This is a genomic window from Kitasatospora sp. NPDC057015 (assembly GCF_042673745.1).
Taxonomy (GTDB): domain Bacteria; phylum Actinomycetota; class Actinomycetes; order Streptomycetales; family Streptomycetaceae; genus Kitasatospora.
Genome location: NZ_JBHUSG010000035.1, coordinates 1 through 25,057, shown reverse-complemented (window position 1 = coordinate 25,057; position 25,057 = coordinate 1). Strand labels below are relative to the sequence as shown.

25 protein-coding genes and 5 tRNA genes are annotated in these 25,057 nt (G+C 72.8%); 10 read left to right on the top strand and 20 right to left on the bottom strand.

Annotation, left to right across the window (positions count from 1 at the left end):
- The first annotated feature begins 268 nt into the window (after window positions 1-268).
- Window positions 269-454, top strand: coding sequence for a 50S ribosomal protein L28 (gene rpmB, locus ACFTWP_RS27605; RefSeq protein WP_035846000.1), 186 nt, complete (start codon window positions 269-271; stop codon window positions 452-454).
- Window positions 455-681: 227 nt separating this feature from the next.
- On the opposite strand, the gene thiD is transcribed toward rpmB, so the two are convergent.
- The 3 genes from thiD to ACFTWP_RS27590 all read right to left on the bottom strand — a co-directional run bounded on the left by thiD (window position 682) and on the right by ACFTWP_RS27590 (window position 3,852).
- Window positions 682-1,506 (bottom strand): bifunctional hydroxymethylpyrimidine kinase/phosphomethylpyrimidine kinase, encoded by an 825-nt coding sequence (gene thiD / locus ACFTWP_RS27600; protein WP_380267581.1) that lies wholly within the window; start codon window positions 1,504-1,506, stop codon window positions 682-684.
- Window positions 1,507-1,680: 174 nt separating this feature from the next.
- Entirely contained in the window at window positions 1,681-2,706 is a 1,026-nt protein-coding gene (locus tag ACFTWP_RS27595) for a 6-phosphofructokinase (protein WP_380267580.1), read from the bottom strand.
- Between the two features lie 180 nt (window positions 2,707-2,886).
- Window positions 2,887-3,852 (bottom strand): thiamine-phosphate kinase, encoded by a 966-nt coding sequence (locus ACFTWP_RS27590; protein WP_380267579.1) that lies wholly within the window; start codon window positions 3,850-3,852, stop codon window positions 2,887-2,889.
- Between the two features lie 243 nt (window positions 3,853-4,095).
- Here ACFTWP_RS27590 and ACFTWP_RS27585 point away from each other — a divergent pair, with 243 nt between their 5' ends.
- Together ACFTWP_RS27585 and ACFTWP_RS27580 are read left to right on the top strand one after the other, a co-directional pair.
- Window positions 4,096-4,329 carry an Lrp/AsnC family transcriptional regulator gene (locus tag ACFTWP_RS27585; protein ID WP_380267578.1) on the top strand — a complete coding sequence of 78 codons (234 nt, stop codon included), beginning with the start codon at window positions 4,096-4,098 and terminating at the stop codon, window positions 4,327-4,329.
- Window positions 4,330-4,392: 63 nt separating this feature from the next.
- Complete coding sequence (locus ACFTWP_RS27580) at window positions 4,393-4,959, top strand: DUF3515 domain-containing protein (RefSeq protein WP_380267577.1); 567 nt, start codon at window positions 4,393-4,395, stop codon at window positions 4,957-4,959.
- Window positions 4,960-5,058: 99 nt separating this feature from the next.
- Here ACFTWP_RS27580 and ACFTWP_RS27575 read toward each other — a convergent pair whose 3' ends face one another.
- The 3 genes from ACFTWP_RS27575 to ACFTWP_RS27565 all read right to left on the bottom strand — a co-directional run bounded on the left by ACFTWP_RS27575 (window position 5,059) and on the right by ACFTWP_RS27565 (window position 8,162).
- Complete coding sequence (locus tag ACFTWP_RS27575) at window positions 5,059-6,207, bottom strand: D-alanine--D-alanine ligase family protein (protein WP_380267576.1); 1,149 nt, start codon at window positions 6,205-6,207, stop codon at window positions 5,059-5,061.
- A 93-nt stretch (window positions 6,208-6,300) separates the two neighbouring features.
- Complete coding sequence (locus ACFTWP_RS27570; RefSeq protein ID WP_380267575.1) at window positions 6,301-7,302, bottom strand: NAD(P)H-dependent glycerol-3-phosphate dehydrogenase; 1,002 nt, start codon at window positions 7,300-7,302, stop codon at window positions 6,301-6,303.
- Window positions 7,299-8,162, bottom strand: coding sequence for a lysophospholipid acyltransferase family protein (locus ACFTWP_RS27565; protein WP_380267574.1), 864 nt, complete (start codon window positions 8,160-8,162; stop codon window positions 7,299-7,301). Before ACFTWP_RS27565 ends, ACFTWP_RS27570 begins: the two co-directional genes overlap by 4 nt.
- Before the next feature lie 231 nt (window positions 8,163-8,393).
- Here ACFTWP_RS27565 and cofC point away from each other — a divergent pair, with 231 nt between their 5' ends.
- Complete coding sequence (cofC, locus tag ACFTWP_RS27560) at window positions 8,394-9,083, top strand: 2-phospho-L-lactate guanylyltransferase (RefSeq protein WP_380267573.1); 690 nt, start codon at window positions 8,394-8,396, stop codon at window positions 9,081-9,083.
- Between the two features lie 122 nt (window positions 9,084-9,205).
- Entirely contained in the window at window positions 9,206-9,424 is a 219-nt protein-coding gene (locus ACFTWP_RS27555; protein WP_380267572.1) for a hypothetical protein, read from the top strand.
- 108 nt (window positions 9,425-9,532) lie between these two features.
- On the opposite strand, the gene ACFTWP_RS27550 is transcribed toward ACFTWP_RS27555, so the two are convergent.
- Entirely contained in the window at window positions 9,533-9,865 is a 333-nt protein-coding gene (locus ACFTWP_RS27550) for a hypothetical protein (RefSeq protein WP_380267571.1), read from the bottom strand.
- Window positions 9,862-10,113, bottom strand: a complete 252-nt coding sequence (locus tag ACFTWP_RS27545; protein WP_380267569.1) for a hypothetical protein — start codon at window positions 10,111-10,113, stop codon at window positions 9,862-9,864. Before ACFTWP_RS27545 ends, ACFTWP_RS27550 begins: the two co-directional genes overlap by 4 nt.
- Before the next feature lie 137 nt (window positions 10,114-10,250).
- Between ACFTWP_RS27545 and ACFTWP_RS27540 the strand changes: the two genes are divergently transcribed.
- On the top strand, window positions 10,251-11,012 hold the full coding sequence (locus ACFTWP_RS27540; RefSeq protein ID WP_380267568.1) for a GntR family transcriptional regulator: 762 nt from the start codon (window positions 10,251-10,253) through the stop codon (window positions 11,010-11,012).
- Between the two features lie 210 nt (window positions 11,013-11,222).
- Here ACFTWP_RS27540 and ACFTWP_RS27535 read toward each other — a convergent pair whose 3' ends face one another.
- The 4 genes from ACFTWP_RS27535 to leuC all read right to left on the bottom strand — a co-directional run bounded on the left by ACFTWP_RS27535 (window position 11,223) and on the right by leuC (window position 14,582).
- Window positions 11,223-11,927, bottom strand: coding sequence for an HU family DNA-binding protein (locus ACFTWP_RS27535; protein ID WP_380267567.1), 705 nt, complete (start codon window positions 11,925-11,927; stop codon window positions 11,223-11,225).
- 133 nt (window positions 11,928-12,060) lie between these two features.
- A complete protein-coding gene (locus tag ACFTWP_RS27530) occupies window positions 12,061-12,288 on the bottom strand; it encodes a hypothetical protein (RefSeq protein ID WP_380267646.1) in 228 nt (75 codons plus the stop codon).
- A 270-nt stretch (window positions 12,289-12,558) separates the two neighbouring features.
- The gene (gene leuD, locus ACFTWP_RS27525) at window positions 12,559-13,155 is read right to left on the bottom strand and encodes a 3-isopropylmalate dehydratase small subunit (protein ID WP_380267566.1); all 597 of its coding nucleotides are present in this window, start codon (window positions 13,153-13,155) and stop codon (window positions 12,559-12,561) included.
- Between the two features lie 5 nt (window positions 13,156-13,160).
- Window positions 13,161-14,582 (bottom strand): 3-isopropylmalate dehydratase large subunit, encoded by a 1,422-nt coding sequence (gene leuC / locus ACFTWP_RS27520; protein ID WP_380267565.1) that lies wholly within the window; start codon window positions 14,580-14,582, stop codon window positions 13,161-13,163.
- Between the two features lie 232 nt (window positions 14,583-14,814).
- Here leuC and ACFTWP_RS27515 point away from each other — a divergent pair, with 232 nt between their 5' ends.
- Window positions 14,815-15,528 carry an IclR family transcriptional regulator gene (locus tag ACFTWP_RS27515; protein ID WP_030306825.1) on the top strand — a complete coding sequence of 238 codons (714 nt, stop codon included), beginning with the start codon at window positions 14,815-14,817 and terminating at the stop codon, window positions 15,526-15,528.
- A 422-nt stretch (window positions 15,529-15,950) separates the two neighbouring features.
- On the opposite strand, the gene ACFTWP_RS27510 is transcribed toward ACFTWP_RS27515, so the two are convergent.
- The 8 genes from ACFTWP_RS27510 to ACFTWP_RS27475 all read right to left on the bottom strand — a co-directional run bounded on the left by ACFTWP_RS27510 (window position 15,951) and on the right by ACFTWP_RS27475 (window position 19,671).
- A tRNA-Gln gene (locus ACFTWP_RS27510) sits at window positions 15,951-16,025 on the bottom strand.
- Window positions 16,026-16,069: 44 nt separating this feature from the next.
- Window positions 16,070-16,145 (bottom strand) — tRNA-Glu (locus tag ACFTWP_RS27505).
- A 70-nt stretch (window positions 16,146-16,215) separates the two neighbouring features.
- Window positions 16,216-16,291: transfer RNA gene (locus ACFTWP_RS27500), tRNA-Glu, on the bottom strand.
- Window positions 16,292-16,355: 64 nt separating this feature from the next.
- A tRNA-Glu gene (locus ACFTWP_RS27495) sits at window positions 16,356-16,428 on the bottom strand.
- Between the two features lie 20 nt (window positions 16,429-16,448).
- A tRNA-Gln gene (locus ACFTWP_RS27490) sits at window positions 16,449-16,520 on the bottom strand.
- A gap of 252 nt (window positions 16,521-16,772) precedes the next feature.
- Window positions 16,773-18,284, bottom strand: coding sequence for a glutamate--tRNA ligase (gene gltX, locus ACFTWP_RS27485; protein ID WP_380267564.1), 1,512 nt, complete (start codon window positions 18,282-18,284; stop codon window positions 16,773-16,775).
- 10 nt (window positions 18,285-18,294) lie between these two features.
- Complete coding sequence (locus ACFTWP_RS27480) at window positions 18,295-19,110, bottom strand: fumarylacetoacetate hydrolase family protein (protein WP_380267563.1); 816 nt, start codon at window positions 19,108-19,110, stop codon at window positions 18,295-18,297.
- A 336-nt stretch (window positions 19,111-19,446) separates the two neighbouring features.
- Entirely contained in the window at window positions 19,447-19,671 is a 225-nt protein-coding gene (locus tag ACFTWP_RS27475; RefSeq protein WP_380267562.1) for a hypothetical protein, read from the bottom strand.
- A 686-nt stretch (window positions 19,672-20,357) separates the two neighbouring features.
- On the opposite strand from ACFTWP_RS27475, the gene ACFTWP_RS27470 reads away from it, so the two are divergent.
- The 3 genes from ACFTWP_RS27470 to ACFTWP_RS27460 all read left to right on the top strand — a co-directional run bounded on the left by ACFTWP_RS27470 (window position 20,358) and on the right by ACFTWP_RS27460 (window position 25,014).
- Entirely contained in the window at window positions 20,358-24,011 is a 3,654-nt protein-coding gene (locus ACFTWP_RS27470) for a nitrate- and nitrite sensing domain-containing protein (protein ID WP_380267561.1), read from the top strand.
- 10 nt (window positions 24,012-24,021) lie between these two features.
- Window positions 24,022-24,435 carry a roadblock/LC7 domain-containing protein gene (locus ACFTWP_RS27465; RefSeq protein WP_073926031.1) on the top strand — a complete coding sequence of 138 codons (414 nt, stop codon included), beginning with the start codon at window positions 24,022-24,024 and terminating at the stop codon, window positions 24,433-24,435.
- Window positions 24,436-24,591: 156 nt separating this feature from the next.
- Window positions 24,592-25,014, top strand: coding sequence for a DUF742 domain-containing protein (locus ACFTWP_RS27460; RefSeq protein WP_073926032.1), 423 nt, complete (start codon window positions 24,592-24,594; stop codon window positions 25,012-25,014).
- Window positions 25,015-25,057: the final 43 nt, after the last annotated feature.

The window sequence follows — 25,057 nt, the reverse complement described above, 5'->3', positions numbered from 1 at the left end:
TATCCGGGCCCGCGCGGGATCGTGGCTGGCAGGAGCCCTGGCGGGCGGGGGCGGGAGCCGGCCCGGTGGGAGGGCCGGACGGGGCTCGAGGCGGGGTAAACCCTCCGGACGTGGTAGTTTCGTTGAACGGGAGCAAGCGTTGTATGCTCTTCCGGTTGCCTGGAACAGTCCAGGCTCACCCTTTGAATCGGTCCGGTCCACGCGAGTGGCCCGTTGATTCAGCCGGGGTTTTCGAACGTAAATGATCTGAAGTCTTGGAGTGACTCCTGTGGCTGCCAACTGCGACGTCTGCGGCAAGGGGCCGGGCTTCGGCAACAACATCTCCCACTCGCACCGCCGTACCCGTCGTCGTTGGAACCCCAACATCCAGACGGTGCGCGCTGTGATCGGGCGGACGCCGAAGCGGCTCAACGTCTGCACCTCGTGCATCAAGGCCGGTAAGGTCTCGCGCTGACGCGCAGACCGGTAAGCCGGTCCTCCAGTAAGTCGGTCCGTCTCCGGATGGATCGGCTTTCTGTTTTTCCGGCGGTCTCCGCCGGGTGACCGCCGAACGCCGCCGGCCCGGGCCCCGTGCCCGGGCCGGCGGCGTTCGCGTTTCCGCTTCGCCCCTGCGCCGCACCGCGCGGACGGGGCCCTGCCGACCCGGGCCTCGCGGTACGGGCGCCCGGGCCCGCGGGCGGGTCAGGCCCGCACGCGCGTCCGCCAGCCGTGGTCGACCGGTCCGATCCCCGCCCCCAGGGCGAACCCGGCCGCGATCGCGCCGGTGACGTACTCCTTGGCCGCCGCCACCGCGCCGGGCATCTCCTGACCCTTGGCGAGCTCCGCGGCGACGGCGCTGGCCAGCGTGCAGCCGGTGCCGTGGGTGTGCCGGTTGTCGTAGCGCGGCGCGCGGTACCAGTGCTCCTCCCCCGGCCCGCCGTACAGCAGGTCGGCCGCCTCCCCCTCCAGGTGGCCGCCCTTGACCAGCACCCAGCGCGGGCCGAGGTCCAGCAGCGCCCGCGCGGCCTGCGCCATGTCCTCCTGCCCCCGGACGGTGATCCCGGTGAGCTGCGCCACCTCGTGCAGGTTGGGCGTGGCGAGGGTGGCGACGGGCAGCAGCTTCGTCCGGACGGTGGCGACGGCCTCGGCGGCGAGCAGCGCGTCGCCGTGCTTGGAGACCCCGACCGGGTCGACCACCACCGGGGCGTCCACGGCGGCGAGCAGTTCGGAGACGGTCTCGACGAGTTCCACCGAGGCGAGCATGCCGGTCTTCACGGCCTGCACGCCGATGTCGTCGACGACGCTGCGGAACTGGGCCCGGACGGCCTCGGCGGGCAGCTCCCAGTAGCCCTGGACGCCGAGCGAGTTCTGCGCCGTGACGGCGGTGATCACGCTCATGCCGTGCACGCCGAGGGCGAGCATGGCCTTGAGGTCGGCCTGGATCCCGGCGCCGCCGCCGGAGTCGGAGCCGGCGACGGTGAGCACACGCGGAGGGGCGGCGGCGGGGCCGCGCGACGGAAGAGCCATGTCCGACAACCTACCCGGCCCGGCACCGACCGCGGCCGGGCCGTCCGACCGGTGTCGGACGGCCGCTGTCGGACGGCGCGGGCGGGCGACGCGGGCGGACGGGCCGGTGTCGGACGGCGCCTGTCGGGCGGACCGCCGGTGGGCGCGGTCGCGCCGGCGTCCGGGGCCGGGCCGTCAGAGGACGGCTTCGGACTCCGCCCAGCGGTCCACCGGCACGGTCTTGAGCCGGGTGACGGCGTCGGCGATCGGCACCAGCGCGATGTCGGTGCCGCGCAGCGCGGTGAAGTGGCCGAAGGCGCCCTTGTGGACGGCTTCGACGGCGTGCCAGCCGAAGCGGGTGGCGAGCACCCGGTCCCGGGCGGTCGGGGTGCCGCCGCGCTGGGTGTGGCCCAGGATGACCGGCCTGGCCTCCTTGCCGAGCAGGTCCTCCAGCTCGTGCGCGAGCCGGGTGCCGATGCCGCCGAAGGTCTGGTGCCCGTACTGGTCGAGGGAGCCGTGGTCGAAGCGCATGGTGCCCTCGGTCGGCCCGGCGCCCTCGGCGACGGCGATGATGGCGAACTTCTTGCCCCGGTCGAAGCGGTCCTCGACCATCCTGGCGACCGCCTCGATGTCGAAGGGCTTCTCGGGGATCAGGATGCCGTGGGCGCCGCCGGCCATGCCCGCGGTGAGGGTGATCCAGCCGGTGTGCCGGCCCATCAGCTCGACCACCATCACCCGCTGGTGCGACTCGGCCGTGGTCTTCAGCCGGTCGATCGCCTCGGTGGCCACGTGCACGGCGGTGTCGAAGCCGAAGGTGACGTCGGTGGCGTCGATGTCGTTGTCGATGGTCTTGGGGACCCCGACCACCGGCAGGCCGGCGTCGCTGAACTTCTTGGCGGCGGTGAGCGTCCCCTCGCCGCCGATCGCGATCAGCGCGTCGATGCCGAGGTTCCCGGCGAGCGTGCGGGCGTTCTCGACGGCCCACTCGATCCGCTCCCGCTTGACCCGGGCGGAGCCGAGGATGGTGCCGCCGAGGGTGAGCAGGCCGGTGACGTCGTCGTGCGAGACGGGCCGGCTGCGGCCCTCCAGGAGGCCGAGGAACCCGTCCTCGATGCCGATGATCTCGTCGCCGTGGACGTCGGTGCCGCGGTGCACCACGGACCGGATCACCGCGTTGAGGCCGGGGCAGTCGCCGCCGCTGGTCAGGACGCCGATTCGCATGGTGGCTGAGCTCTCCCGCTCCGTGGACGCGTACGCCCCCGAGTAGATGGATGCCGATCGTCGCCGGCCGCGCCACCCGTCCGGTCCTCGTGAACCGGACGAACCAGGGCAGGGCCTGACATTGACGGCAAGCCTACGCGGTCGGTCCCGCCCTCAGGTCCTGCCCCGGCGGGCGCCGGGTCACTCGGCGAAGTGGTCCCAGCCGCCGACCCGGTCCCAGGGCGCGCCGTCCACCGTGACCCGGCCGCCGCGCGAGGGGCCGGCCACCCGCACCACCTCGCCGATCACCCGCCAGCGGGCGGGCAGTTGGGCGGCGGCGGGGAAGGTCGCCACGATCGCGTGGTCCTCCCCGCCCGAGAGCACCCAGACCAGCGGGTCCACGCCGACCGCCTGGCCGATGTCCGCCATCTGGGCCGGGATGTCGAAGTCCGCGGCCCGCAGGTCGATGTCCACCCCGCTGGCCTTGGCGACGTGGCCGAGGTCGGCGACCAGGCCGTCGCTGACGTCGATCATCGCGGTGGCGCCCAGCTCGGCGGCGGCGGGCCCGGCGTGGTACGGCGGCTCCGGACGGCGGTGCGCCTCGACGAAGGCGCGCGGCGAGCGGAATCCGCGCTGAAGGACGGTCAGACCGGCGGCCGACCAGCCGAGCCAGCCGGTCACCGCGACCACGTCACCGGCCTGTGCGCCGGAGCGGACCACGGGCGCACGCCCCTGGAGGTCCCCGAGCGCCGTGATCGCCAGGGTGATGGTGTCCCCGCGCACCACGTCACCGCCGACCACCGCCGCGCCGGCCACCTGGCACTCGTCGCGGAGCCCGTCCATCAGTTCGGTGGCCCAGGTGGTGGGGAGGTCGGCGGGCGCGACCAGGCCGAGCAGTATCGCGGTCGGCACCGCGCCCATCGCGGCGATGTCGGCGAGGTTCTGGGCGGCCGACTTGCGGCCCACGTCGTAGGCGGTGGACCAGTCCCGGCGGAAGTGCCGGCCCTCGACCAGGACGTCGGTGGTGGCGACCACCCGGCCGTCCGGTGCCCGGACCACCGCGGCGTCGTCGCCGGGACCGAGGTCGACCGCCGCCGTGGGTTGAAGCCTGGCGGTCAGCTCCTTGATGAGTCCGAACTCGCCGAGCTCGCCCACGGTCCCCTGCATGTGCCGTCCTCTCACGTCGTCCGGGTCGCGCCGGAGTCCGTCCGGCTCCGCGCTCCCTCCGCGGGCCCGCGGCCGGGGCGCGCCCCCAGCGCGCAGCGTACGCCCTCCGACGGTGCACGGGTCTCCCCTCCCCGCCCCGCTGCGCGGTAGCGTGGTGATCAGACTGCCGGTGAACCCACCCCCACCACGCTCCACGGGCGATCACGGCGGCGATCTCCGTACCCAGCCGCCCTGGAGGTCCCCGTGGTAAATGCGTACATCCTGGTCCAGACCGAGGTGGGCAAGGCCACGTCGGTGGCCCGGTCGATCTCCGAGATTCCCGGCGTCGTGCTGGCCGAGGACGTCACCGGCCCGTACGACGTGATCGTGCGGGCCGAGGCCGAGAGCGTGGACGACCTCGGCCGGATGGTCGTCGCCCAGGTTCAGCAGGTCGAGGGAATCACCCGCACGCTGACCTGTCCGGTGGTCCACCTCTAGGGCCGGTCCGCCCCGTCACGGCCCGGCCGCGGCCCGGCCGGCGGGCCGATCTACCATCGACGGGTGAACCTCGCCGCCCGGGTGACCCACGCCCTGAGAGCCCTGCCCGCCTCCGTCCGGTGGTCGGCGGCGCCCGTCGCACTGCTCGGGTGCATCGTGCTGCTGCTGGGCGACTGGGGAACCGCGCCGGCGCCGGTCACGCCGACGCCCCGGGCGCGGGAGGTGCCCTACTGCGAGGCGCTGGCGCGCGCCCTGCCGCAGACCCTGATCGGGCACGGCCGCGAGCACTCCGACTCACCGTACGTGGTGATCTGGGGCAGCTCCCCGCGGACGGTGCTGCGCTGCGGGGTACCGCGGCCGGACGCGCTCAACGGGCCGCAGGCGCTGAAGAGCGCGCCCGAGGTGAACGGCGTCCAGTGGTTCGACGAGCCCGACGGCGAGGGCGGCTACCGCTTCACCACCACGCTGCGCGAGGCCAACGTCGAGGTCAGCGTCCCGGCCGGGGCCTACCCCTACAGCGCCGACCCGCTGCCGGTGCTCTCCGACGTCGTCAAGGCCACCGTGCCGGTCTGGAACGAGCCGGTGCCGGGCACGGCGAGCGCCACTGCCACCGCCACCGCCACGCCGTGACGCGTTCGGGTCGGACCCCGCTGGGGGCCCGACCCGAACGGCCCGGAAGGACCGAACGGCCCGGACGAACCGGACGAACCGGGCGGCGCGGTCGACCGGCTAGCGCAGGCCGGTGGAGCGGCGCAGCGCGGTGCGCAGCAGCCGGTCGATCAGCTCCGGGTACGCCAGGCCGGTGGCCTCCCACATCTTCGGGAAGGCCGAGATCGGCGTGAAGCCGGGCATGGTGTTGATCTCGTTGACCACCCAGCCGCCGTCCTCCAGCAGGAAGAAGTCGACCCGGGCCAGACCCTCGCAGCCGAGCGCCTCGAAGGCGGCGATCGCCTGCCGGCGGATCTCCGCGGTCTCCTCGGCGGTGAGCCGGGCCGGGATCTGCACCTCGGAGGAGTCGATGTACTTGGCCTCGAAGTCGTAGAACTCGTAGCCGCCGCCGACCAGGATCTCGGCCGGCACGCTGGCCCGCGGCCCGTCCTCGAACTCCAGCACGGCGCACTCGATCTCGCGGCCCGTGACGCCGGCCTCGACGATCACCTTGGGGTCGTGCCGGCGGGCCTCCTCGATCGCGGCGTCGAGGTCGGCGAGGTCCTTGACCTTGGTGATGCCCATGCTGGAGCCGGCCCGGCACGGCTTCACGAACAGCGGCAGGCCCAGTGCCCCGACCCGCTCGCGGGCGGCCGCTCGGCCCTCCTCGGAGTCCCACTCGCGCGGGCGGATCACCGTGTAGCTGCCCACGCCGATGCCGTGCGAGGCCAGGATCCGCTTGGTGAACTCCTTGTCCATGCCGACCGCGCTGGCCAGCACGCCGTTGCCGACGTACGGCACCCCGGAGAGCTCCAGCAGGCCCTGCAGGGTGCCGTCCTCGCCCCAGGGGCCGTGCAGCAGCGGCAGGACGACGTCGACCTCGCCGAGCGCCTTGGGGACGGCGCCGGGCTCGGCCCAGACCACCTCGCGGCTGTCCGGGCCGACCGGCAGGACGACCTGGCCCTCCACGGACTCGGCGACCTGGGCGACGTCCGGCAGCCTGCCGTCCGTGATGGCCATCCGGGCCGGGTCGTCACTGACCAGGGCCCAGCGGCCCTCGTGGGTGATGCCGATCGGCAGCACGTCGTAGGTCTCGCGGTCGATGGCCCTGAGCACGCTGCCCGCGGTGGAGACCGAGATGGCGTGCTCGGAGCTTCGCCCGCCGAAGACGATCGCCACCCGGGGCTTGGCGGCGGCGGACTGGTTCGGGGGGGTCTGTTCGATGCTCATATCGGCCATGAGACTACCGTGCGAGCCTTTTCGCCCGTGTTACCCGCCGGGTCCGCGTCGGCGGCGGCACCGGCGTCGCCCCGGGTGGGGCCGCTAGCGGCGCTCGGGTTTGGCCGAGCGGGCCATCAGCGCGGCCAGCACCTCCTGGGTGGGACGCCCGTTGTGCACCACGTCCACCACCGCCTCGACGATCGGCATGTCGACCCCGGTGCGCCGGGCCAGGTCCAGCACGGACTCGCAGGACTTGACGCCCTCGGCGGTCTGGCTGGTCGCCGCCACCGCCTCGGCCAGCGTCATGCCGCGGCCCAGGTTGGTGCCGAAGGTGTGGTTGCGCGACAGCGGCGAGGAGCAGGTCGCGACCAGGTCGCCCATCCCGGCGAGGCCGGCGAAGGTGTACGGGTCGGCGCCGAGCGCCGCGCCCAGCCGGGTGGTCTCGGCCAGCCCGCGGGTGATCAGCGTCGCCTTGGTGTTGTCGCCCAGGCCCATCCCGTCCGCCATGCCGACGGCCAGGCCGATCACGTTCTTGACCGCGCCGCCGAGCTCGCAGCCGACCACGTCGGTGTTGGTGTACGGGCGGAAGTACGGCGTGTGGCAGGCCGTCTGGAGCCGCTTGGCGACCACCTCGTCGGTGCAGGCCACCACCGTCGCGGCGGGCTGCCGGTTGGCGATCTCACGGGCCAGGTTGGGGCCGCTGACGACCGCCACCCGCTCCGGGCCGACTCCGGCGACCTCGGCGATGACCTCGCTCATCCGCTTCGCCGTGCCGAGTTCGATGCCCTTCATCAGGCTGACCAGCACCGTGCCGGGCTCCAGCAGCGGCGCCCAGGCGGCCAGGTTCTGCCGCAGGGTCTGCGAGGGCACGGCCAGCACCGCGAACTCGGCGCCGGCCAGCGCCACGGCGGGATCGGTGGTCGCCGTGATCGAGCCGGACAACCGCACACCCGGGAGGTAGTCCGGGTTCTCGTGCGTCGCGTTGACCGCGTCGACCAGCTCCTGCCGGCGGCCCCACAGGGCCACCTCGCAGCCCGCGTCGGCGAGGATCATCGCGAAGGCGGTGCCCCACGAACCGGTACCGAACACCGCACAACGGGTCACTTGCTGCTCTCCTCGGTGGTGCTGTCGTCGGTGCTCCCGGCCGGGCCCGCGCCGGGTGCCCGGCCGTCGGCCGCCCGGTGCCGCTCGGCGGTGGCCTTGACCGCGCGGGCCCGGGCGGCGGTGCGCATGTCGTAGCGCTCGGCGGGCGGCTGCTCGCCGCGGATGCCGGCCAGCACCTCGGTGATCGCGGCCATGATGTCCTCGGTGGCGTCGCGCAGCACCTGCGGGGTCAGCTCCAGCCCCTGGTAGCGGCTGAGGTCCACCGGCGGTCCGGCCGCCACCACCACCCGGTGCCGCGGGAAGAGGTTGAACCTGCTCTTCCCCGCGCCTCCCCGGCCGTACGGCGGGATGATCTCGTGCGCGCCCCAGTGGGCGACCGGGATCACCGGGGCGCCCGTCATCAGCGCGACCCGGGCCACCCCGCTCTTGCCGGTCATCGGCCACAGGTCGGGATCCCGGGTGAGCGTGCCCTCGGGGTAGAACTGCACGCACTGGCCGCCGTTGACGGCGTCGATGGCCGCCCGGAAGGCCTGCGCGGCGTCGGTGGAGTCGCGGAACACCGGGATCTGGCCGGTCTTGCGCAGCATGAACCCGATGAACGGCACCGAGAACAGCGAGGACTTGCCCAGTATCCGGGGCGGCCGCCCGCTGTTGTACTGCCAGTGTGCGTAGACCACCGGGTCGATGATCGAGTTGTGGTTGACCGCGGCGAGGAAGCCGCCCTTCGCGGGCAGGTGCTCCCAGCCCCGCCAGTCCGGCTTCACCAGAGCGGTCGTCACCGGTTTCACCAGCACGGCCGCGAAGCGGTACCAGATGCCGTAGTCGGCGTTGCCGAAAGCGGCGTACGAGCGGCGGGCCACCCCAGGTCCTCCTCATCCGGTGCGACACGTGGGGTGCCGCAGGTCAGTCGCCTCCCGGTGTCCCCGGCCGGGGGTCCGGCGCTCGGGACCGAGCGCGGAACAGTCTCACCCGACCGCTCACCGGCTGTCGAGCAGCCCCTCCGGACCGGTCCGGCTCACGTGACCTATCGCACGTCAGCCCGGACGGGGCGGCCTGGCGGGGGCTCCGGGACCGGCGCCACAATGGCGCCGATGACCCAGGACACGGTACGCCCCGACGGCACCCTCCCGCCCCCCGCACCCGCCACCGGGTGGTCGCTGGTGCTCCCGCTCAAGCCGCTCGGGCTCGCCAAGAGCCGGCTCGCCCCTTTCGCCGGGCCGCACCGCGCCGACCTGGCGCTGTCGTTCGCGCTCGACACCGTGGCCGCGGCGCTCGCCTGTCCGGGCGTGTCCCGGGTCCTGGTGGTGACCCGCGACCCGCTGGCCGGGCGGCGGCTGGCGGCGCTCGGCGCGGTGGTGGTCGCCGACGAACCGGGCGGCGGCCTCAACCCCGCGCTGGCGCACGGCGCCGCGGCCGCTCGCCGGATCGCCCCGCACGCCCCGCTGGCCGCCCTCTCGGCGGACCTGCCCGCGCTGCGCCCGGCCGAACTCGCCCGCGTCCTCGGTGCCGTGTCCGCCACCGGCGGCCCGGGCGGCCGGGCCTTCCTCGCCGACTCCCCCGGGCTCGGCACCACCCTGCTGGCGTGCGCCCCCGGCGCGCCCCTCGCGCCGGCCTTCGGCGACGGCTCCCGGGCCCGGCACCTGGCCGGCGGCGCGTACGAGATCGCCCTGCCGGACGTGCCGTCGGTGCGCCGCGACGTGGACACCGGGGAGGATCTGGCGCAGGCACTGGCGCTCGGCGTCGGGCGGCACACCGCGGTGGCCGCGGCGGCCCTGGTCTGACCGGCCGTCGGCACCCCGCCCGTCGCCGGCCCGGGCACCCGCCCGAAACACCCGCCCGAACAGCCGCCCGGGCACCGGCAGCCGCCGGGACGGCGGCTGCGGGCCCTCGATATGCTGCTGCCATGCAGGCCACCGCGTTCACCTTCGACCCCGACACCCGGGCCGGTTCCGTGCTGCTCGACGACGGCACCCCGGTGCCGTTCGACGCCGCGGCCTTCGACGCCGGCGGCCTGCGGCTGCTGCGGCCCGGCCAGCGGGTGCGGATCCGCACCGAGGGCGACGGCGAGGGCCGCCGGGTGGTGTTCGTGACCCTGCAGACCTTCCCCGACCCGCTGGCCTGAGAGCGCCCGGGCCCGAGTCCACCGGGCCCCGCCGCCCGGCCCGCCGGCACCGTCACCGCCGGTTCGGCACCGGCCGGTTCGGCACCGGTCAGGATCGCACCGGTCCGCTCAGCACCGGTCCGTTCCCGCCGACCGGACGCCGTCGGCTCGACGCGTCCGCGCCACCGGCGCGATCCGGATCAGGTGCACCCGCCCCGCCATCCGGAAGGCCAGGGTCAATTCGCCGTCCCGCTCGATGGATTCCTCCACCCGGCGGACCGCGCCCGGGCCGAGGAAGCGGCGGTACGCCTCGTACTGGGTCCAGCCCAGCGGCAGCATCCGCAGGGCCGCCCAGAGCGCCGCCACCGCGTCCGGGAGGCGGTTGAACTCCGCCGGTCGGACGATGTCCTCGATCTCCACCGTCACCGCGCCGCCGGCTCCGCCGTCCTGCTCGCACTTCACCCTGGCTGCTCCCGCTCCTCGTCGAGTTCGGCCCAGACGGCCTGGGCCGCGTCCGTGTACTGGTGCCCGTAGCGGTCGGCGCCGGACAGGACGGCGAGCACGGCCCGGTGCGCCTCGTCCCCGAGATCCGCGGGCACCGCCGCCTCCACCAGGAACCCGCCCTCCCGGCGGCAGCGGACGCGTGCCCGGGTACCCGCCGCCGCGGCGAGACGAACCGCCAGGTCAAAAGCCTTGGTGTGGGCACGCACCGACTCTCCCCGAGAGCAGACAGTCACAGACTGTGAATCTAAAGCATTAGATTCCACCTGATGCATTAGATTGTCAACGCTGAAATACCCGCCCTGCCGCAACGGGCAGAGGTGGAGCCTGCCGCCGGGAGAGCCAGATGCCCTCAGAGGTGCCCCCGTACCTGCAGATCTCGGACGACCTGCGCCGTCGCATCGCCGAGGGCGAGTGGCCGCCCGGCGAGCGCCTGCCCTCCCGCGCCCAGCTCGCACTGGCCTACGGAGTGGGCGCCAACGTGCTGCAACGGGCCCAGGAACGGCTGATCGCCGAAGGCCTGCTGGAAGGGCGGGCGGGCTCAGGCACGTACGTCAGAACCCCCACCGAGCGCTCCCGGATGGTCCGCGCCCGGCTCAGCGACCGCCGGACGGATTCACCCTTCCGCGCCCGGCTGCGCGAGCAGGGCCGAACGGGCACCTGGGAGTCGAACAGCCATGTGCGCACCCCGGCCCCGGAACACGTCGCCCAACGGCTGAACATCGCCCCGGGCGACCTCACGGTACGGACCTGCTACGAGTTCCTCGCCGACGGACGGCCGGCACAACTCGCCGAGAGCTGGGAGCCGATGGCCGTCACCGCCGAGACCCCCGTGCTGATGCCCGAATTCGGGCCGCTGGCGGGCCGGGGCGTGGTCGAGCGGATGGCCTCGATCGGCGTGGTGGTCGACTTCGCGGTCGAGCTGCCCCGCCCGGGCCGCGCCACCACCGAACAGGCCCACCTGCTCGGCATCTCGGTCGGCGACCTGGTCACGCTGGTCGAGCGGACGTACTTCGACCTGGACGGCCGCGCCGTGGAGACCGCCGACATCGTCATCCCCGACGCCCTGTGGGAGATCGCGTACGAGTTCCCGATCGACCGCCGCTGACCGACCCGCGCAGGCGCACCGGGCCCCACCGCGCGCGGCGTCGCGCCCGGCGCGGCAGGCCGCCGCGGCACCGTGCCACCACGCACACGGCACCGCACCGCACCGCACGCGAAAGAGCCGTGGCGGCCCCCCACCCGGAGTTCCGAGTGGGCGGGCCGCCACGGCTCACGACCCCGTGCGGGGTCGTCGCCCGAAGACCGAACGCGTGGACTACTTCGCGGTGGTCTTGCGCGCGGTGGTCTTGCGGGTGGTGGTCTTCTTGGCCGGTGCGGTCTTCTTGACCGTGGTGGCCTTCTTGGCCGTCGTGGTCTTCTTGGCCGCGGCGGCGGGGGTGGCCGCGGTCTTCTTGACGGCGGCGGCCTTCTTGGCGGTGGTGGCCGTGGTCTTCTTCGCGGCGGCGGTGGTGGTCTTCTTGACCGCGGCCGCCTTCTTGGCCGTGGTGGCCGTGGTCTTCTTCGCGGCGGCGGTGGTGGCCGTCTTCTTCGCGGCCGTCTTCTTGGTCGCGGCCGGGGCGGCGGCCGCGGCGGTGGCGGCGCGCTTGGTGGCGGCACGCTTCACGGCGGCGGTCGTACCGGACTTGCCCGGGGTGAGGGAACCCTTGGGGGCCTTCTTGACCGACGGGCCCTCCTTCGGCAGCTTCTTGCTGCCGCTCACCAGGTCCTTGAAGCCCTGGCCGGGACGGAAGCGGGGCACCGAGGTCTTCTTGACCTTGACCTTCTCGCCGGTCTGCGGGTTGCGGGCGAAGCGCGCGGAGCGCTCCACCTTCTCGAAGGTGCCGAAGCCGGTGACCGAGACCCGGTCACCCGCGACAACGGCACGCACCATGGTGTCGAGCACTGCGTCGACGGCCTCTGCGGCAGCCTTGCGACCGCCCAGCTGCTCGGCCACCGCTTCGACAAGCTGAGCCTTGTTCACGTCTTCCCCTTCAGAAACGGGCGCCGGATGATTCCATCCGTTCAATTCGCACGTTAGGTATGTATCTGCGGACTTTCAATTACCAAACGCGCGAATCACCCTAGTGTCGCAATGGATTTGCGCGTCTGCGACCTCAGCGGACGGGCGGGGGCCCCTCGTCGAGGTCCTGGACAAAGCGACTCAACCGCCTTGCCGCCCCCGGAAGATCACGCTTGGCGGTCTCGGTGACGATCAGCAGTTGACGGGTGAGAGCGGTCTTTGCTTCGGCAGACACGTTCAGCGCATGCACGCGGGCGTGAGCTTGCTTCAACCGCTCGGCCACAAGCGCGAAGAGCGCTGCGACTTCCGGGTCGTCCGGCACCTCGTCCGGCGAGGTGCCGTCGTCGTCCGGCCGATCGTCAATTCGGCGTTCGGCTCCCCGGCCCGTGGTCTCCGACGACGCGGGTTCGCTGCCCGCGTACGGAGGTTCATGGTGCCGGTGCATGTACTGATTGTGCCATCTGCGCGGAGTTGTGCTGCGCGCGGGTTTATCGGGAGCCCACGTCAGGCCCTAAGTCGGGCCCGCAACAGCGGATGGCCCGCCCCCCCGAGGGGGGACGGGCCATCGCGGCACGGCTCGGAAAGCGGGTTCTCAGGCGACCGGCAGGGTACGCGGTTTGAACGCCGGGCGGGTGGTCTCGAAGGCCGCGATGTCGGCCTCGTTCTGCAGCGTGATGCTGATGTCGTCGAGGCCGTTGAGCAGCCGCCAGCGGACGTTGTCGTCCAGCTCGAACGCCGCCGTGATGCCCTCGGCGCGCACCTCGCGGGCCTCCAGGTCCACCGTGATCTCGGCGGTCGGGTCGGCCTCGGTGAGGGCCCACAGGCGCTCCACGGTCTCCTGCGGCAGCAGCACCGTGAGCAGGCCGTTCTTCAGCGAGTTGCCCCGGAAGATGTCGGCGAAGCGCGAGGAGATGACGGCGTGGAAACCGTAGTTCTGCAGCGCCCAGACGGCGTGCTCACGCGAGGATCCGGTGCCGAACTCCGGGCCGGCCACCAGCACCGTGGCGCCGCTGCGCTCGGGCTGGTTGAGGATGAACGACTCGTCCTTGCGCCAGGCTTCGAAGAGGCCGTCCTCGAAACCGGTACGGGTGACCTTCTTCAGCCAGTGGGCCGGGATGATCTGGTCGGTGTCGACGTTGCTGCGGCGCAGCGGAACGGCCCGGCCGGTGTGGGTGGTGAACTTCTCCATGCGGCTCAGGCCTCCACGGTGATGTCGGACGTGAGGTCGGCGGGTGCGGCCAGCCGGCCCAGCAGTGCGGTGGCGGCGGCGACCTGCGGCGAGACCAGGTGGGTGCGTCCGCCCTTGCCCTGCCGGCCCTCGAAGTTGCGGTTGGAGGTGGAGGCGCAGCGCTCGCCCGGGGCCAGCTGGTCCGGGTTCATGCCCAGGCACATCGAGCAGCCCGCGTGCCGCCATTCGGCGCCGGCCGCGGTGAAGACCTTGTCCAGGCCCTCCTCGATGGCCTGCAGGGCGACCCGGACGGAGCCGGGGACGACCAGCATCCGCACGCCGTCGGCGATCCGGTTGCCGTCCAGGATGGCCGCGGCGGCGCGCAGGTCCTCGATCCGGCCGTTGGTGCAGGAGCCGACGAAGACGGCGTCGACCTTGACCTCGCGCAGCGGCGTACCGGCCTCCAGGCCCATGTACTTGAGCGCGTTCTCGGCGGCGACGCGCTCCTGCGGGTCGGCGAACGAGGCCGGGTCCGGCACGTTGGCGCCGAGCGGGGCGCCCTGGCCCGGGTTGGTGCCCCAGGTGACGAACGGGGTCAGCTCGGTGGCGTCGATGAAGATCTCGTGGTCGAAGACCGCGTCCTCGTCGGTGCCGAGCGTCTTCCAGTACGCGACCGCGTCGTCCCAGTCCTCGCCCTTCGGAGCGTGCGGACGCCCCTCCAGGTAGTCGAAGGTGGTCTGGTCGGGGGCGATCATGCCGGCCCGCGCGCCCGCCTCGATGGACATGTTGCAGATGGTCATCCGGGCCTCCATGGAGAGGCTGCGGATGGCGGAGCCGCGGTACTCCAGGACGTAGCCCTGGCCGCCGCCGGTGCCGATCCTGGTGATGATCGCCAGGATCAGGTCCTTGGCGGTGACGCCCTCGGGCAGCTCGCCCTCGACGGTGATCGCCATGGTCTTGAACGGGGCGAGCGGCAGCGTCTGGGTGGCCAGGACGTGCTCGACCTGGCTGGTGCCGATGCCGAACGCCAGCGCGCCGAAGGCGCCGTGGGTGGAGGTGTGAGAGTCGCCACAGACCACGGTGGTGCCGGGCTGGGTCAGTCCCAGCTGGGGGCCCACCACGTGGACGACGCCCTGCTCGACGTCGCCGAGCGAGTGGATCCGCACGCCGAACTCGGCCGCGTTGCGGCGCAGCGTCTCCAGCTGAACCCGGGAGACCGGGTCGGCGATGGGCTTGTCGATGTCGAGGGTGGGGGTGTTGTGGTCCTCGGTCGCGATCGTGAGATCGGTCCGGCGGACCTTGCGGCCGGCCAGCCGGAGGCCGTCGAATGCCTGCGGGCTGGTCACCTCGTGCAGCAGGTGCAGATCGATGAAGAGCAGGTCGGGCTCGCCCTCGGCGCGCCGGACGACGTGGTCGTCCCAGACCTTCTCTGCGAGTGTCCGTCCCATCGGGTTCCCTCCAGCCGGCCGCTCTGCCGGCCTTCTCGTGTGGTCGAGGTCACTGCCATTGCCGCCCTGGTGAGGCTCGCGCCGGGCAACCTGCACGCCGGTTCGTCGGCCCCGGCGCACGCCGCTGTTGTCGGCGCCGGCGGGGGTGTCTTCCGGGCTGCTTCCTCAAGAGTGGCGCTTTTCCTGGAAGATTGAACTTGCGTCTCGCGGAATGAGACTGCAGTATCAGGGCATGGACAACTCTAGCGGCGTCGGCGTTCTCGACAAGGCCGCTCTGGTGCTGAGCGCACTGGAGTCGGGCCCCGCCACGTTGGCGGGGCTGGTCGCCGCCACCGGTTTGGCGCGGCCCACGGCCCACCGTCTCGCCGTCGCACTCGAACACCACCGCCTGGTCACCAGGGACATGCAGGGCCGCTTCATCCTCGGCCCCCGACTCTCCGAACTCTCCGCCGCGGCGGGCGAGGACCGGCTGCTCGCCACCGCGGGCCCGGTCCTGACCCACCTGCGCGACGTCACCGGCGAGAGCGCACAGCTCTACCGCCGGCAGGGCGAGATGCGGATCTGCGTAGCCGCCGCCGAGCGGCTCTCCGGCCTGCGGGACACCGTCCCGGTCGGCAGCACCCTGCCGATGAAGGCCGGCTCCGCCGCCCAGGTCCTGCTGGCCTGGGAGGAGCCCGAGCGGCTGCACCGCGGCCTGCAGGGCGCCCGGTTCACCGCCACCGCGCTGAGCGGCGTACGGCGCCGCGGCTGGGCCCAGTCGATCGGCGAGCGCGAGCCGGGCGTGGCGTCGGTCTCCGCGCCCGTCCGGGGCCCCTCCAACCGCGTGGTGGCCGCCGTCTCGGTCTCCGGGCCCATCGAGCGCCTCACCCGGCACCCGGGCCGCCTGCACGCCCAGGCCATCATCGAGGCCGCCAACCGGCTGACCGAGGCCCTGCGGCGCAGCTGAGCGACGCGGCCGCCGGAAACGACAGGAAAAGGGTCCGCCCCCGGAATTCCGGGGGCGGACCCTTTTCGGCACTCCCCCGGCCGGCCATTTCCCGGGTCATTCCGGCGCCGGACGAATTCCACGGCCGGCGGGCGGCGCCCGTGACGTCGGAGCCGTCCGTCGGCGGGCGGGTCGCACCGGACGGTCGGGCCGTACGGAAGGGAAGCGGGCCGATCGTCGGAAGGCGGCCGGAGATCGGGCCGAGCGCCCGGGAGGGCGCGGGGTGGGCGCCGGCCCAGCACCGCGTCGAAACGGCAGGCAGCAGGCAGCAGGCGGCTCGCGCGGGGGAACCGGCGGCGCGGGCGGTGGCGCGCGGGTGTCGGTGGCGGCCGAAAAGCGTCCGGACATGCGAAAAGCCCCGGAGACCGGGGCTTGCGACCTACTGGCTGGGGTACCAGGACTCGAACCTAGACTAAATGAACCAGAATCACTCGTGCTGCCAATTACACCATACCCCAACAAAGCATTCAGCCGATGGGCGAGCCCATCGGCCTTCCTGCTCTGGTACCCCCGACCGGATTCGAACCGGCGCTACTGCCGTGAGAGGGCAGCGTGCTAGGCCGCTACACAACGGGGGCAAACTTAGTGATCCCGACTTCGCCGCCTCCGGGGTTTCACATCATCCGGATGGTGACAGTGGTAAGGATCTGGTACCCCCGACCGGATTCGAACCGGCGCTACTGCCGTGAGAGGGCAGCGTGCTAGGCCGCTACACAACGGGGGCTTGTACTGCTGGGTACTGCTCGATACACACAGGCTGACCTGTGCATGATCCCTTGCGGGACCAGTACCCCCGACCGGATTCGAACCGGCGCTACTGCCGTGAGAGGGCAGCGTGCTAGGCCGCTACACAACGGGGGCTTGTACTGCTGGGTACTGCGCTGGGGTACCAGGACTCGAACCTAGACTAAATGAACCAGAATCACTCGTGCTGCCAATTACACCATACCCCACCTGAGTTCAACCCCTGCGGGCCTTGCTCGGTGTTGCGCCTGAGGTTCGGTGCTGACGAGGTTTCTGGTCCCTCGCCGTTCCCTCCCGGGCGGCGCAGAAAGAACATTACCCGATGCCGGGCGCCGCTCCAAAATCGATAACCGCGCGGGGGTACCCGCCGCCCCGCGGGAGCTGGGCAAACGCCCGGTGAGCGGCGCCCGCGGTCGAGGTGACCGCGGGCGCCGCCCACCGGGACGGGCGCGGGGCGGGGCTCAGGCGGCCGGGACGGCGTCCAGGGCCGAGGCCAGCCGGCGCAGCGTCTCGGCCCGGCCGAGCAGCTCCATCGACTCGAAGAGCGGCGGCGAGACCCGACGGCCGGTGACGGCCACCCGCAGCGGGGTGAAGGCGAACTTGGGCTTGATGCCCAGGCCGTCCACCAGGGCCTCGCGCAGGGCGGCCTGGATCGGCTCCGGGGTGAAGTCCCCGAGCGCCTCCAGCGCCTTGATGCTGGCCTCCAACACCGGTCGGGCGTCCGCGGTCAGGACCTTGGCCGCGTCCTCCGGGTCCAGCGCGAAGTCGGCCGGGTCGACGAACAGGAAGCCCGCCATGTTGACGATCTCGCTGAGGACGACCATCCGCTCCTGGGTGAGCGGGGCCACCTTCGCCAGCAGGTCGAGCTGCTCGGCGCTCGGCTCCGCCGGCAGCAGACCCGGGGCCTGGAGGTAGGGCACCAGCCGGCGGACGAACTCCTCCGGAGCCAGCTCGCGCAGGTGGCGGGCGTTGATCGCCTCGCACTTCTTCAGGTCGAAGCGCGCCGGGTTGGCGTTGACCTTCGAGATGTCGAAGGCGGCGACCAGCTCGTCCATGGAGAAGTGGTCGTCCTCCGCGGAGAGCGACCAGCCCAGCAGCGCCAGGTAGTTGAGCAGGCCCTCGGGCAGGAAGCCGCGCTCGCGGTAGAGGTTGAGCGAGGCCTGCGGGTCCCGCTTGGAGAGCTTCTTGTTGCCCTCGCCCATGACGTACGGGAGGTGGCCGAAGCGCGGGGTGGAGCCGTCCCCGACGCCGATCTCGGCGAGCGCGGCGTAGAGCGCGACCTGGCGGGGGGTGGAGGAGAGCAGGTCCTCGCCGCGCAGCACGTGGGTGATGCCCATCAGGGCGTCGTCCACCGGGTTGACCAGGGTGTAGAGCGGCGCACCGTTGGCCCGGACGATGCCGTAGTCGGGCACGTTCTCCGGCTCGAAGCTGAGCGTGCCGCGGACCAGGTCGTCGAAGGCGATGGTGCGGTCGGGCATCCGGAAGCGCAGGATGGACGGGCGCTTCTCCTGCCGGTACACCGCGAGCTGATCCTCCGTCAGATCACGGCAGTGGCCGTCGTACCCGGAGGGCTTGCCGGCCGCGCGGGCGGCCTCGCGGCGGGCGTCGAGCTCCTCGGTGGTGCAGTAGCACTCGTACGCGTGGCCGGCCTCGCGCAGGCGGCGGGCCACGTCCGCGTAGACGTCCATCCGCTGGGACTGCCGGTACGGCGCGTGCGGGCCGCCGACCTCGGGGCCCTCGTCCCAGTCGAACCCGAGCCAGCGCATGGCGTCGAGCAGCTGGTTGTAGGAGTCCTCGGAGTCGCGGGCCGCGTCGGTGTCCTCGATCCGGAAGACCAGCGTGCCGCCGTGGTGGCGGGCGAAGGCCCAGTTGAAGAGGGCGGTGCGGACCAGACCCACGTGCGGGTTGCCGGTCGGGGACGGACAGAAGCGGACCCGGACCGTCGGGTCCAGGTCTGCGGATGCGTTAGCCACGCTTACAGCCTTATCCACGCGAGATGACCTTATTGGTGAGAGTGCCGATGCCTTCGACGGAGACGGCGACCTCGTCGCCGACGTTGATGGGGCCGACCCCGGCGGGGGTGCCGGTGAGGATGACGTCGCCCGGGAGCAGGGTCATGGCCTCGGTGATGTGGACGATCAGTTCGGCGATCGAGCGGACCATCAGCGAGGTCCGGCCGGCCTGCCGCAGCTCGCCGTTGACGGTGCAGGTGATCGCGAGGTCGGCCGGGTCCAGCTCGGTCTCGATCCACGGACCGAGCGGGCAGGAGGTGTCGAACCCCTTGGCGCGGGCCCACTGGCCCTCGCGCTGCTGGACGTCGCGGGCCGTCACGTCGTTGGCGCAGGTGTAGCCGAAGATGACCTCGGGCACCCGGTCGAGCGGGACCTCGCGGCACATCCGGCCGATGACCACGGCGAGTTCGGCCTCGTGCTGGACGTCCGAGGAGAACGGCGGGTACGCGATGGACTCGGTGGGGCCGATCACCGCGGTGGAGGGCTTGAAGAAGGTCAGCGGGACGTCGGGGACGACGTTGCCCAGCTCCTGGGCGTGCGCCGTGTAGTTGCGCCCGACCGCGACGATCTTGTTGGGCAGCATCGGGGTGAGCAGGCGCACGTCCTGCAGGCGGTAGCTCTCGCCGGTCAGCTGCGGCTGGCCGAACGGGTGGCCGGCCATGGCGTGCAGGACCAGCGACTCCGGCTGGGAGGCGTCCCCCTCGACCACGCCGAAGGAGACGGTGCCGGCGGCTGCCCCGCCTTCGGCGGCACGACCCTCCCGGACGGAAAACCTGGCAATGCGCACGGTCGGGGTACCCCTCGCTTCGTCGGACGCCCGGGGCGCGCCCGGGCGCTGGCGGGACGCTCGGCCTGACGCGGCCCCGCTCAATCGCCTCCCAGGCTATCGCGTGGGCCCCAGGCTGCCCGCTTTGCCCCATAGGTGCACGGGCCGGCAGGGCCATCCGGGGCGCGGCCCACCGCCGACCCGCCCGGGCGACGGACGGCGGCATGCGACGACGGGCGGCCGGGCGCCGGCAGGGCGCGGGTACGCCGACGGGCGCCGCCACCGCACGAGGTGCGGGGCGGCGCCCGTCGGGAGGCGTCAGGGGCCGTGCGGGCGTACCGCGCGGGGCCGCCGGTGTCAGCCCTGCGGGACGGCCACCGCGGGCGCGACCATCAGGACCGTCCGGCGGGGGTTCGCGGTGTTGCCCGGCAGCGCGGTGGCGTAGGTGACGGCGTCCTCGGGCCGGCGCGCGCCGGGCAGCTGGGCGAAGTCGGCGACCGAGGCCAGCGTCGTCCGGCGCGGGTTCGCCGTCGAGCGGCTGACGAGCGTGGACGGGTTGGCGTTCTGGGCCGGCTGGGACATCGCGTCACACCTTGGGCTAGGGAGGGCCGGCCGGAAGACGGCGGCCGCACGTTTCGGACGAGCACTGTTCGGGGCAGCACTCTTCGGGGCGGGGAGTGCCGGACGGCGGGATTCGGCCGTGCGACCGGGCCCCGTGTCCGACTGAGTCAGATTAAGGATCTCTTTCCACAGTCGCCGTGACCAAAGCTACACATTGGACTGTGATTTTGCTCACAAATTGAAGATTAATTCCTCCATAGTGGGCAAATCGCCGCAAGCAGATATTCCGACATCCGTCTTATTTCGGACAAACGGGAAGGCTTGCAGCCTCTGTTGATCAGTGGTCTTTTTGACATGTATCCGGCGAGTGTCCGAAAAAGGCGGTATTCCGGTCCCGTTACCGCACAGTCCGTGAAACTCCGCACGCACTGGGTAGTACCCGGCAATGCTCCACAGCGCCCCTTGTTGGACTCCCCCCGCTGTGCTGGAATGCCACGGACCGTGGGAAAGGACCCGTCCACCCCGGTAGACCCGCTCTCCCGGACCGGCCGGGGTGCGGATGGAAACTCGACACCGTCCAGGCCGCGGCAACGCGGCGGACGCCCGGTCCAGAGGTTGCGACGCCAGTGCAGGGACGTTTCAAGAGGGGTAGCGGCGCCGCGGGCGACCCCGAGTCGCGAGAGCCCGCAGCAGCCCCCCACCAGGCAGTGGCCCACGGCGGCCCGGGTGACCGGGCAGCCGGCGGCCAGGCCGAACCGGGTAACGCCGACACCATCGAACAGGACGACCAGAAGTCCAAGCGGGCGAAGCTCCGCAGCACCCTGACCCGACGCCGGGCCACCGGTCTGAGCCGACTGGCCATGCGCAACTGGCGCATCCGGACCCGACTGATCGCGCTGCTGGCGCTGCCCGTCATGGTCGCCCTGGTGCTCGGTGGCCTGCGCATCCAGACCTCGATGGAGGCCTCGCAGCAACTCGCGCAGATGGCCAACCTGAGCGACCTGGCCAAGAAGGCGACCAACCTCGCCGACGCCCTGCAGACCGAGCGCGACATCAGCGCCGGCCCGCGGACCCGCGGCGGCCAGGAGGACGACGACGAGGTCGAGGCCTCGCGCAAGAACACCGACGACCTGAGCCGGACCTTCACCGCCTCCGCCGACAAGTTCGAGAACCTCGAACTCTCCGGCGGAAAGGCCCTGCTGCTCCAGGTCCGCAAGGACCTCAACTCGGTCGCCGACGCCCGCCGCGACGCCTACACCAACGACCAGAACATCCAGGCCACCATCACGTCCTACGACGTGATCATCAAGGACCTGCTGTCCATCACCCAGGACATCGCGCTCGCGTCCAACAACAGCGACCTCGTCCGCGCCACCCGCGCCCTGCAGCAGTTCTCGCTGGCCAAGGACGTCACCTCGCAGCAGCGCGCGCTGATCAGCGCCGCCCTCGCCAACAAGAAGGGCCCCGACCTCAGCCTGAGCGACGAGTCCTTCGGCATCCGGCTGCGCGGCGCGTACGACAACGCCATCGGCAACTTCAACAGCATCTACACGAGCCACGAGCTGGACAGCCTGCGCGAGCAGCTCAGCTACAACTCGCTGATCGCCGACGCCGACCGCTACTCGCGCTCGATCCTGCAGCAGAGCGGTATCAAGCAGACCGAGAGCCGCAGCTACAAGGACTGGTACGACCAGTCCAGCGCGAAGATCACGCAGGAGCGCCGGATCGAGAGCCGGCTGATCGAGGAACTGGACGGCAAGGCCCAGGCCCTGCAGTCCACCGCGGACACCGAGGCGCTCATCACCGGTGGCCTGGTCGCCCTCGTGCTGCTCGTCGCCATCGCCGGCGCCGCCGTCATCGCCCGCTCCATGGTGCGCTCGCTGACCCGTCTGCAGACCGCGGCCGAGGACGTCGCCGAGCGGCGGCTGCCGGAGCTCGTCAAGACCCTCTCCGAGAGCGACCCGCACGACGTCGACGTCACCGTCGAACCCGTCGGCGTCGACTCCACGGACGAGATCGGCCACGTGGCCCACGCGTTCGACATGGTGCACAGCGAGGCCGTCCGCCTCGCCGCCGAGCAGGCCCTCCTGCGAGGCAACATCAACGCGATGTTCACCAACCTCTCGCGCCGCAGCCAGGGCCTCATCCAGCGCCAGCTGTCGCTCATCTCCGAGCTGGAGAGCCGCGAGGCCGACCCGGACCAGCTGGCCAGCCTCTTCAAGCTGGACCACCTCGCGACCCGTATGCGCCGTAACGGCGAGAACCTCCTCGTCCTCGCGGGCGAGGACCCGGGCCGCCGCTGGACCAGGCCCGTCCCGCTGGTCGACGTGCTGCGCGCCGCCGCCTCCGAGGTGGAGCAGTACGAGCGCATCGAGCTCGCCTCCGTGCCCTCCGCCGAGGTCGCCGGCCGGGTCGTCAACGACCTCGTCCACCTGCTCGCCGAGCTGCTGGAGAACGCCACGTCGTTCTCCAGCCCGCAGACCCGCGTCCGGGTCACCGGTCACGCCCTGCCCGACGGCCGGGTGCTGATCGAGATCCACGACACCGGCATCGGCCTCAGCCCCGACGACCTCGCGGACATCAACGAGCGCCTCGCCAACCCGCCCGTGGTGGACGTCTCCGTCTCCCGCCGCATGGGCCTGTTCGTGGTCGGCCGCCTGTCCCTGCGACACGGCATCCGGATCCAGCTGCGCCCCAGCGACTCGGGCGGCACCACCGCGCTCGTCATGCTCCCGGTGGACGTCACCAACTCCGCCGACCGCCGCGGCGGCCGCCCCGGCGGCCCGAGCAAGCAGCCGCGCGGCGTCGGACCGACCCCGCGCCAGCGCCAGGTGCCCGGCCAGGGCCCGGCGGCCGCGCTGCCGCAGGGCCCCGGCGGTGCCCCCGGCGCCCCGGGTGCTCCCGGCAGCCGTCCGCAGCTCGGTCAGGGCGGCCCCGGCGGCCGTCCCGGCGCCCCCGCCGGCGCCCCCGGCGGCCTGCCGACCCGCCAGGCCGGCCAGTCGCTGCGCGAGAACCCGCCCACCGGTGCCCCGCAGCAGGGCGGCTCCGGCCGCCCGGGTCAGCAGCCCGGTCAGCAGCAGGGCCAGCAGCAGGGCGGCCCCGGCGGTCGTCCGGGTGCACCGCTGCCCCGCCGCGGCCAGCAGCCCGAGCAGGGCAACCAGCAGCAGCCCGGCGCCAGGCGCCCCGCCCAGGAGCGCCCGCGCCCCGGCGCGGAGCTCCCGGACGCGGGCGGCGCCCGCCCCGCCGAGCAGCCGCAGCACGGTTGGGCCGACCAGCCCACCCGCGGCGGCCGCCCGGACGGCCGGCAGGACGGCCCGCCCGTCCGCCGCCAGCCGCAGCAGGCCGGTCCGCAGGGCGGCCCCGACGCCGGCCGTCGGCCGGCCCAGGGCCTGCCGCAGCGACCGCTGCCGCAGGGTGCCCAGGCCCCCGCGCCGCACGCCCAGGCCGAGCCCGCGCCGGTGGAGACCACCGCGCAGTTCGCCCGTCCGCGGTTCGAGGCCAGCGAGATCGACCCGCGCGACCCGCTCGGCCTCGGGCTGGTCGAGCCGGTGCTGCCGACCGTGCCGAACCCGGCCCGGCCGGAGCAGGTGCGCGAGCCCGCCCGTCAGGAGCAGGCCGCCCAGCAGCAGGTCCAGCAGCAGCTGCGCCAGGAGCCGATGGCCCTGCCGACCGCTCCCTCCGGGGCCGCCGGCCACGGTCAGGAGCAGGCCGACTCCCGGTGGTTCCGCGAGGACGGCCGGCCCGGTGGCGACCAGCAGGTCCGCACGCGGCAGTACCAGCCGCAGCGTCCCGGCACCAGCGCGCCCGGCTTCGACGGGCAGCCCGAGCCGGCCCAGCAGGGTTCGCCCTACCAGGCCCAGCAGCAGGCGCCGCAGCAGGGCCAGCAGCAGCGCCCCCAGCAGGGTCAGCAGCCCCAGGGCCGTCCGGCCCAGCAGGGCCAGGCCCCGCAGGGCCAGCAGCCCGGCCCGGGTGACGCTCCGTGGCGCCCGTCGGCGAACGACGAGCGCTGGCGCCGGGCCGAGCAGGTCCGCGAGCCCTCGACCAACGGCATCACGCTGTCCGGTCTCCCCCGGCGGACCCCGCAGGCCAACCTGGTCTCCGGTACCGCCGAGCAGGCCCCGCTGACCGGTCCGCAGGTGTCCCGTGCCCCCGAGGAGGTGCGCGGCCGGCTCACCAACCTGCGGCGCGGCATCCAGCAGGGCCGGCGCGCCGGGGCCGAGCAGACCGGTCCGGGCAATCCCGCGGGCACCGGCCATGGTGCTCAGCAGGCCGGATTCGATAGTTTCGGGTCCCGGGGGGACGGCAACGAGGCCGGCCGCAACACCAGCTTCGGCAACGGCGCAGATCATCAGGAGCGTTGAGTTGAGTCAGATGAGCCAGGCCGCACAGAACCTGAACTGGCTGATCACCAATTTCGTGGACAACACCCCCGGGGTGTCCCACACAGTGGTGGTCTCCGCCGACGGGCTTCTGCTCGCCATGTCCGAAGGCTTCCCCCGCGACCGCGCCGACCAGCTCGCCGCCGTCGCCTCCGGCCTCACCTCGCTCACGTCCGGCGCCTCCCGCATCTTCGAGGGCGGCGAGGTCAACCAGACCGTCGTCGAGATGGAGCGCGGCTTCCTCTTCCTGATGGCCGTCAGCGACGGCTCCTCGCTCGCCGTACTGGCCTCCCCCGACTCCGACATCGGCCTCGTCGGATACGAGATGGCCCTCCTCGTCGACCGCGCCGGTACCGTCCTGACCCCCGCACTGCGCGCCGAACTCCAGGGCAGTCTCCTGCACTGAGCAGTTGTCACCATCCACCTCCACGCCGGGTCCGGCCCGACCGGACCCGGCGTCCCCACCCTCAGTCAGCGACCCCCGGGCCGCTGACATCGCCTCAGCCGGACACCGCCCCGGCTGGAACCGGCTGCGGACGGCTGCAGCGCAAGGAGGACCCAGATGACCCCGCCCCCGACACCCGCCGGCTCGTACGGCTCCGGGTACGGCAGCGGCTACGGTGGCCAGTCCGACGGCTACGAGCAGCAGCCACTGGTCCGTCCGTACGCGATGACCGGCGGCCGCACCCGGCCGCGGTACCAGCTGGCGATCGAGGCGCTGATCTCGACCACGCCGTCCGCCGAGCGCACCGGAGGGCTGCTCCCCGAGCACGCCCGGATCGTCGGCCTGTGCCGCGAGGTCAAGTCCGTCGCGGAGATCTCCGCGCTCGCCGGTGTGCCGCTGGGGGTGGCCCGCATCCTCGTGGCCGACCTCGCCGAGGCCGGTCTTGTCGCCATCCACCAGCCCGCCGCCGCGGGCGAGTCGGGCGGAACGCCCGACGTCACGCTGCTCGAAAGGGTCCTCAGTGGACTTCGCAAGCTCTAACGCGGCCGCCGCGACCCGCGCCACCACCTCCGCGAAGATCGTC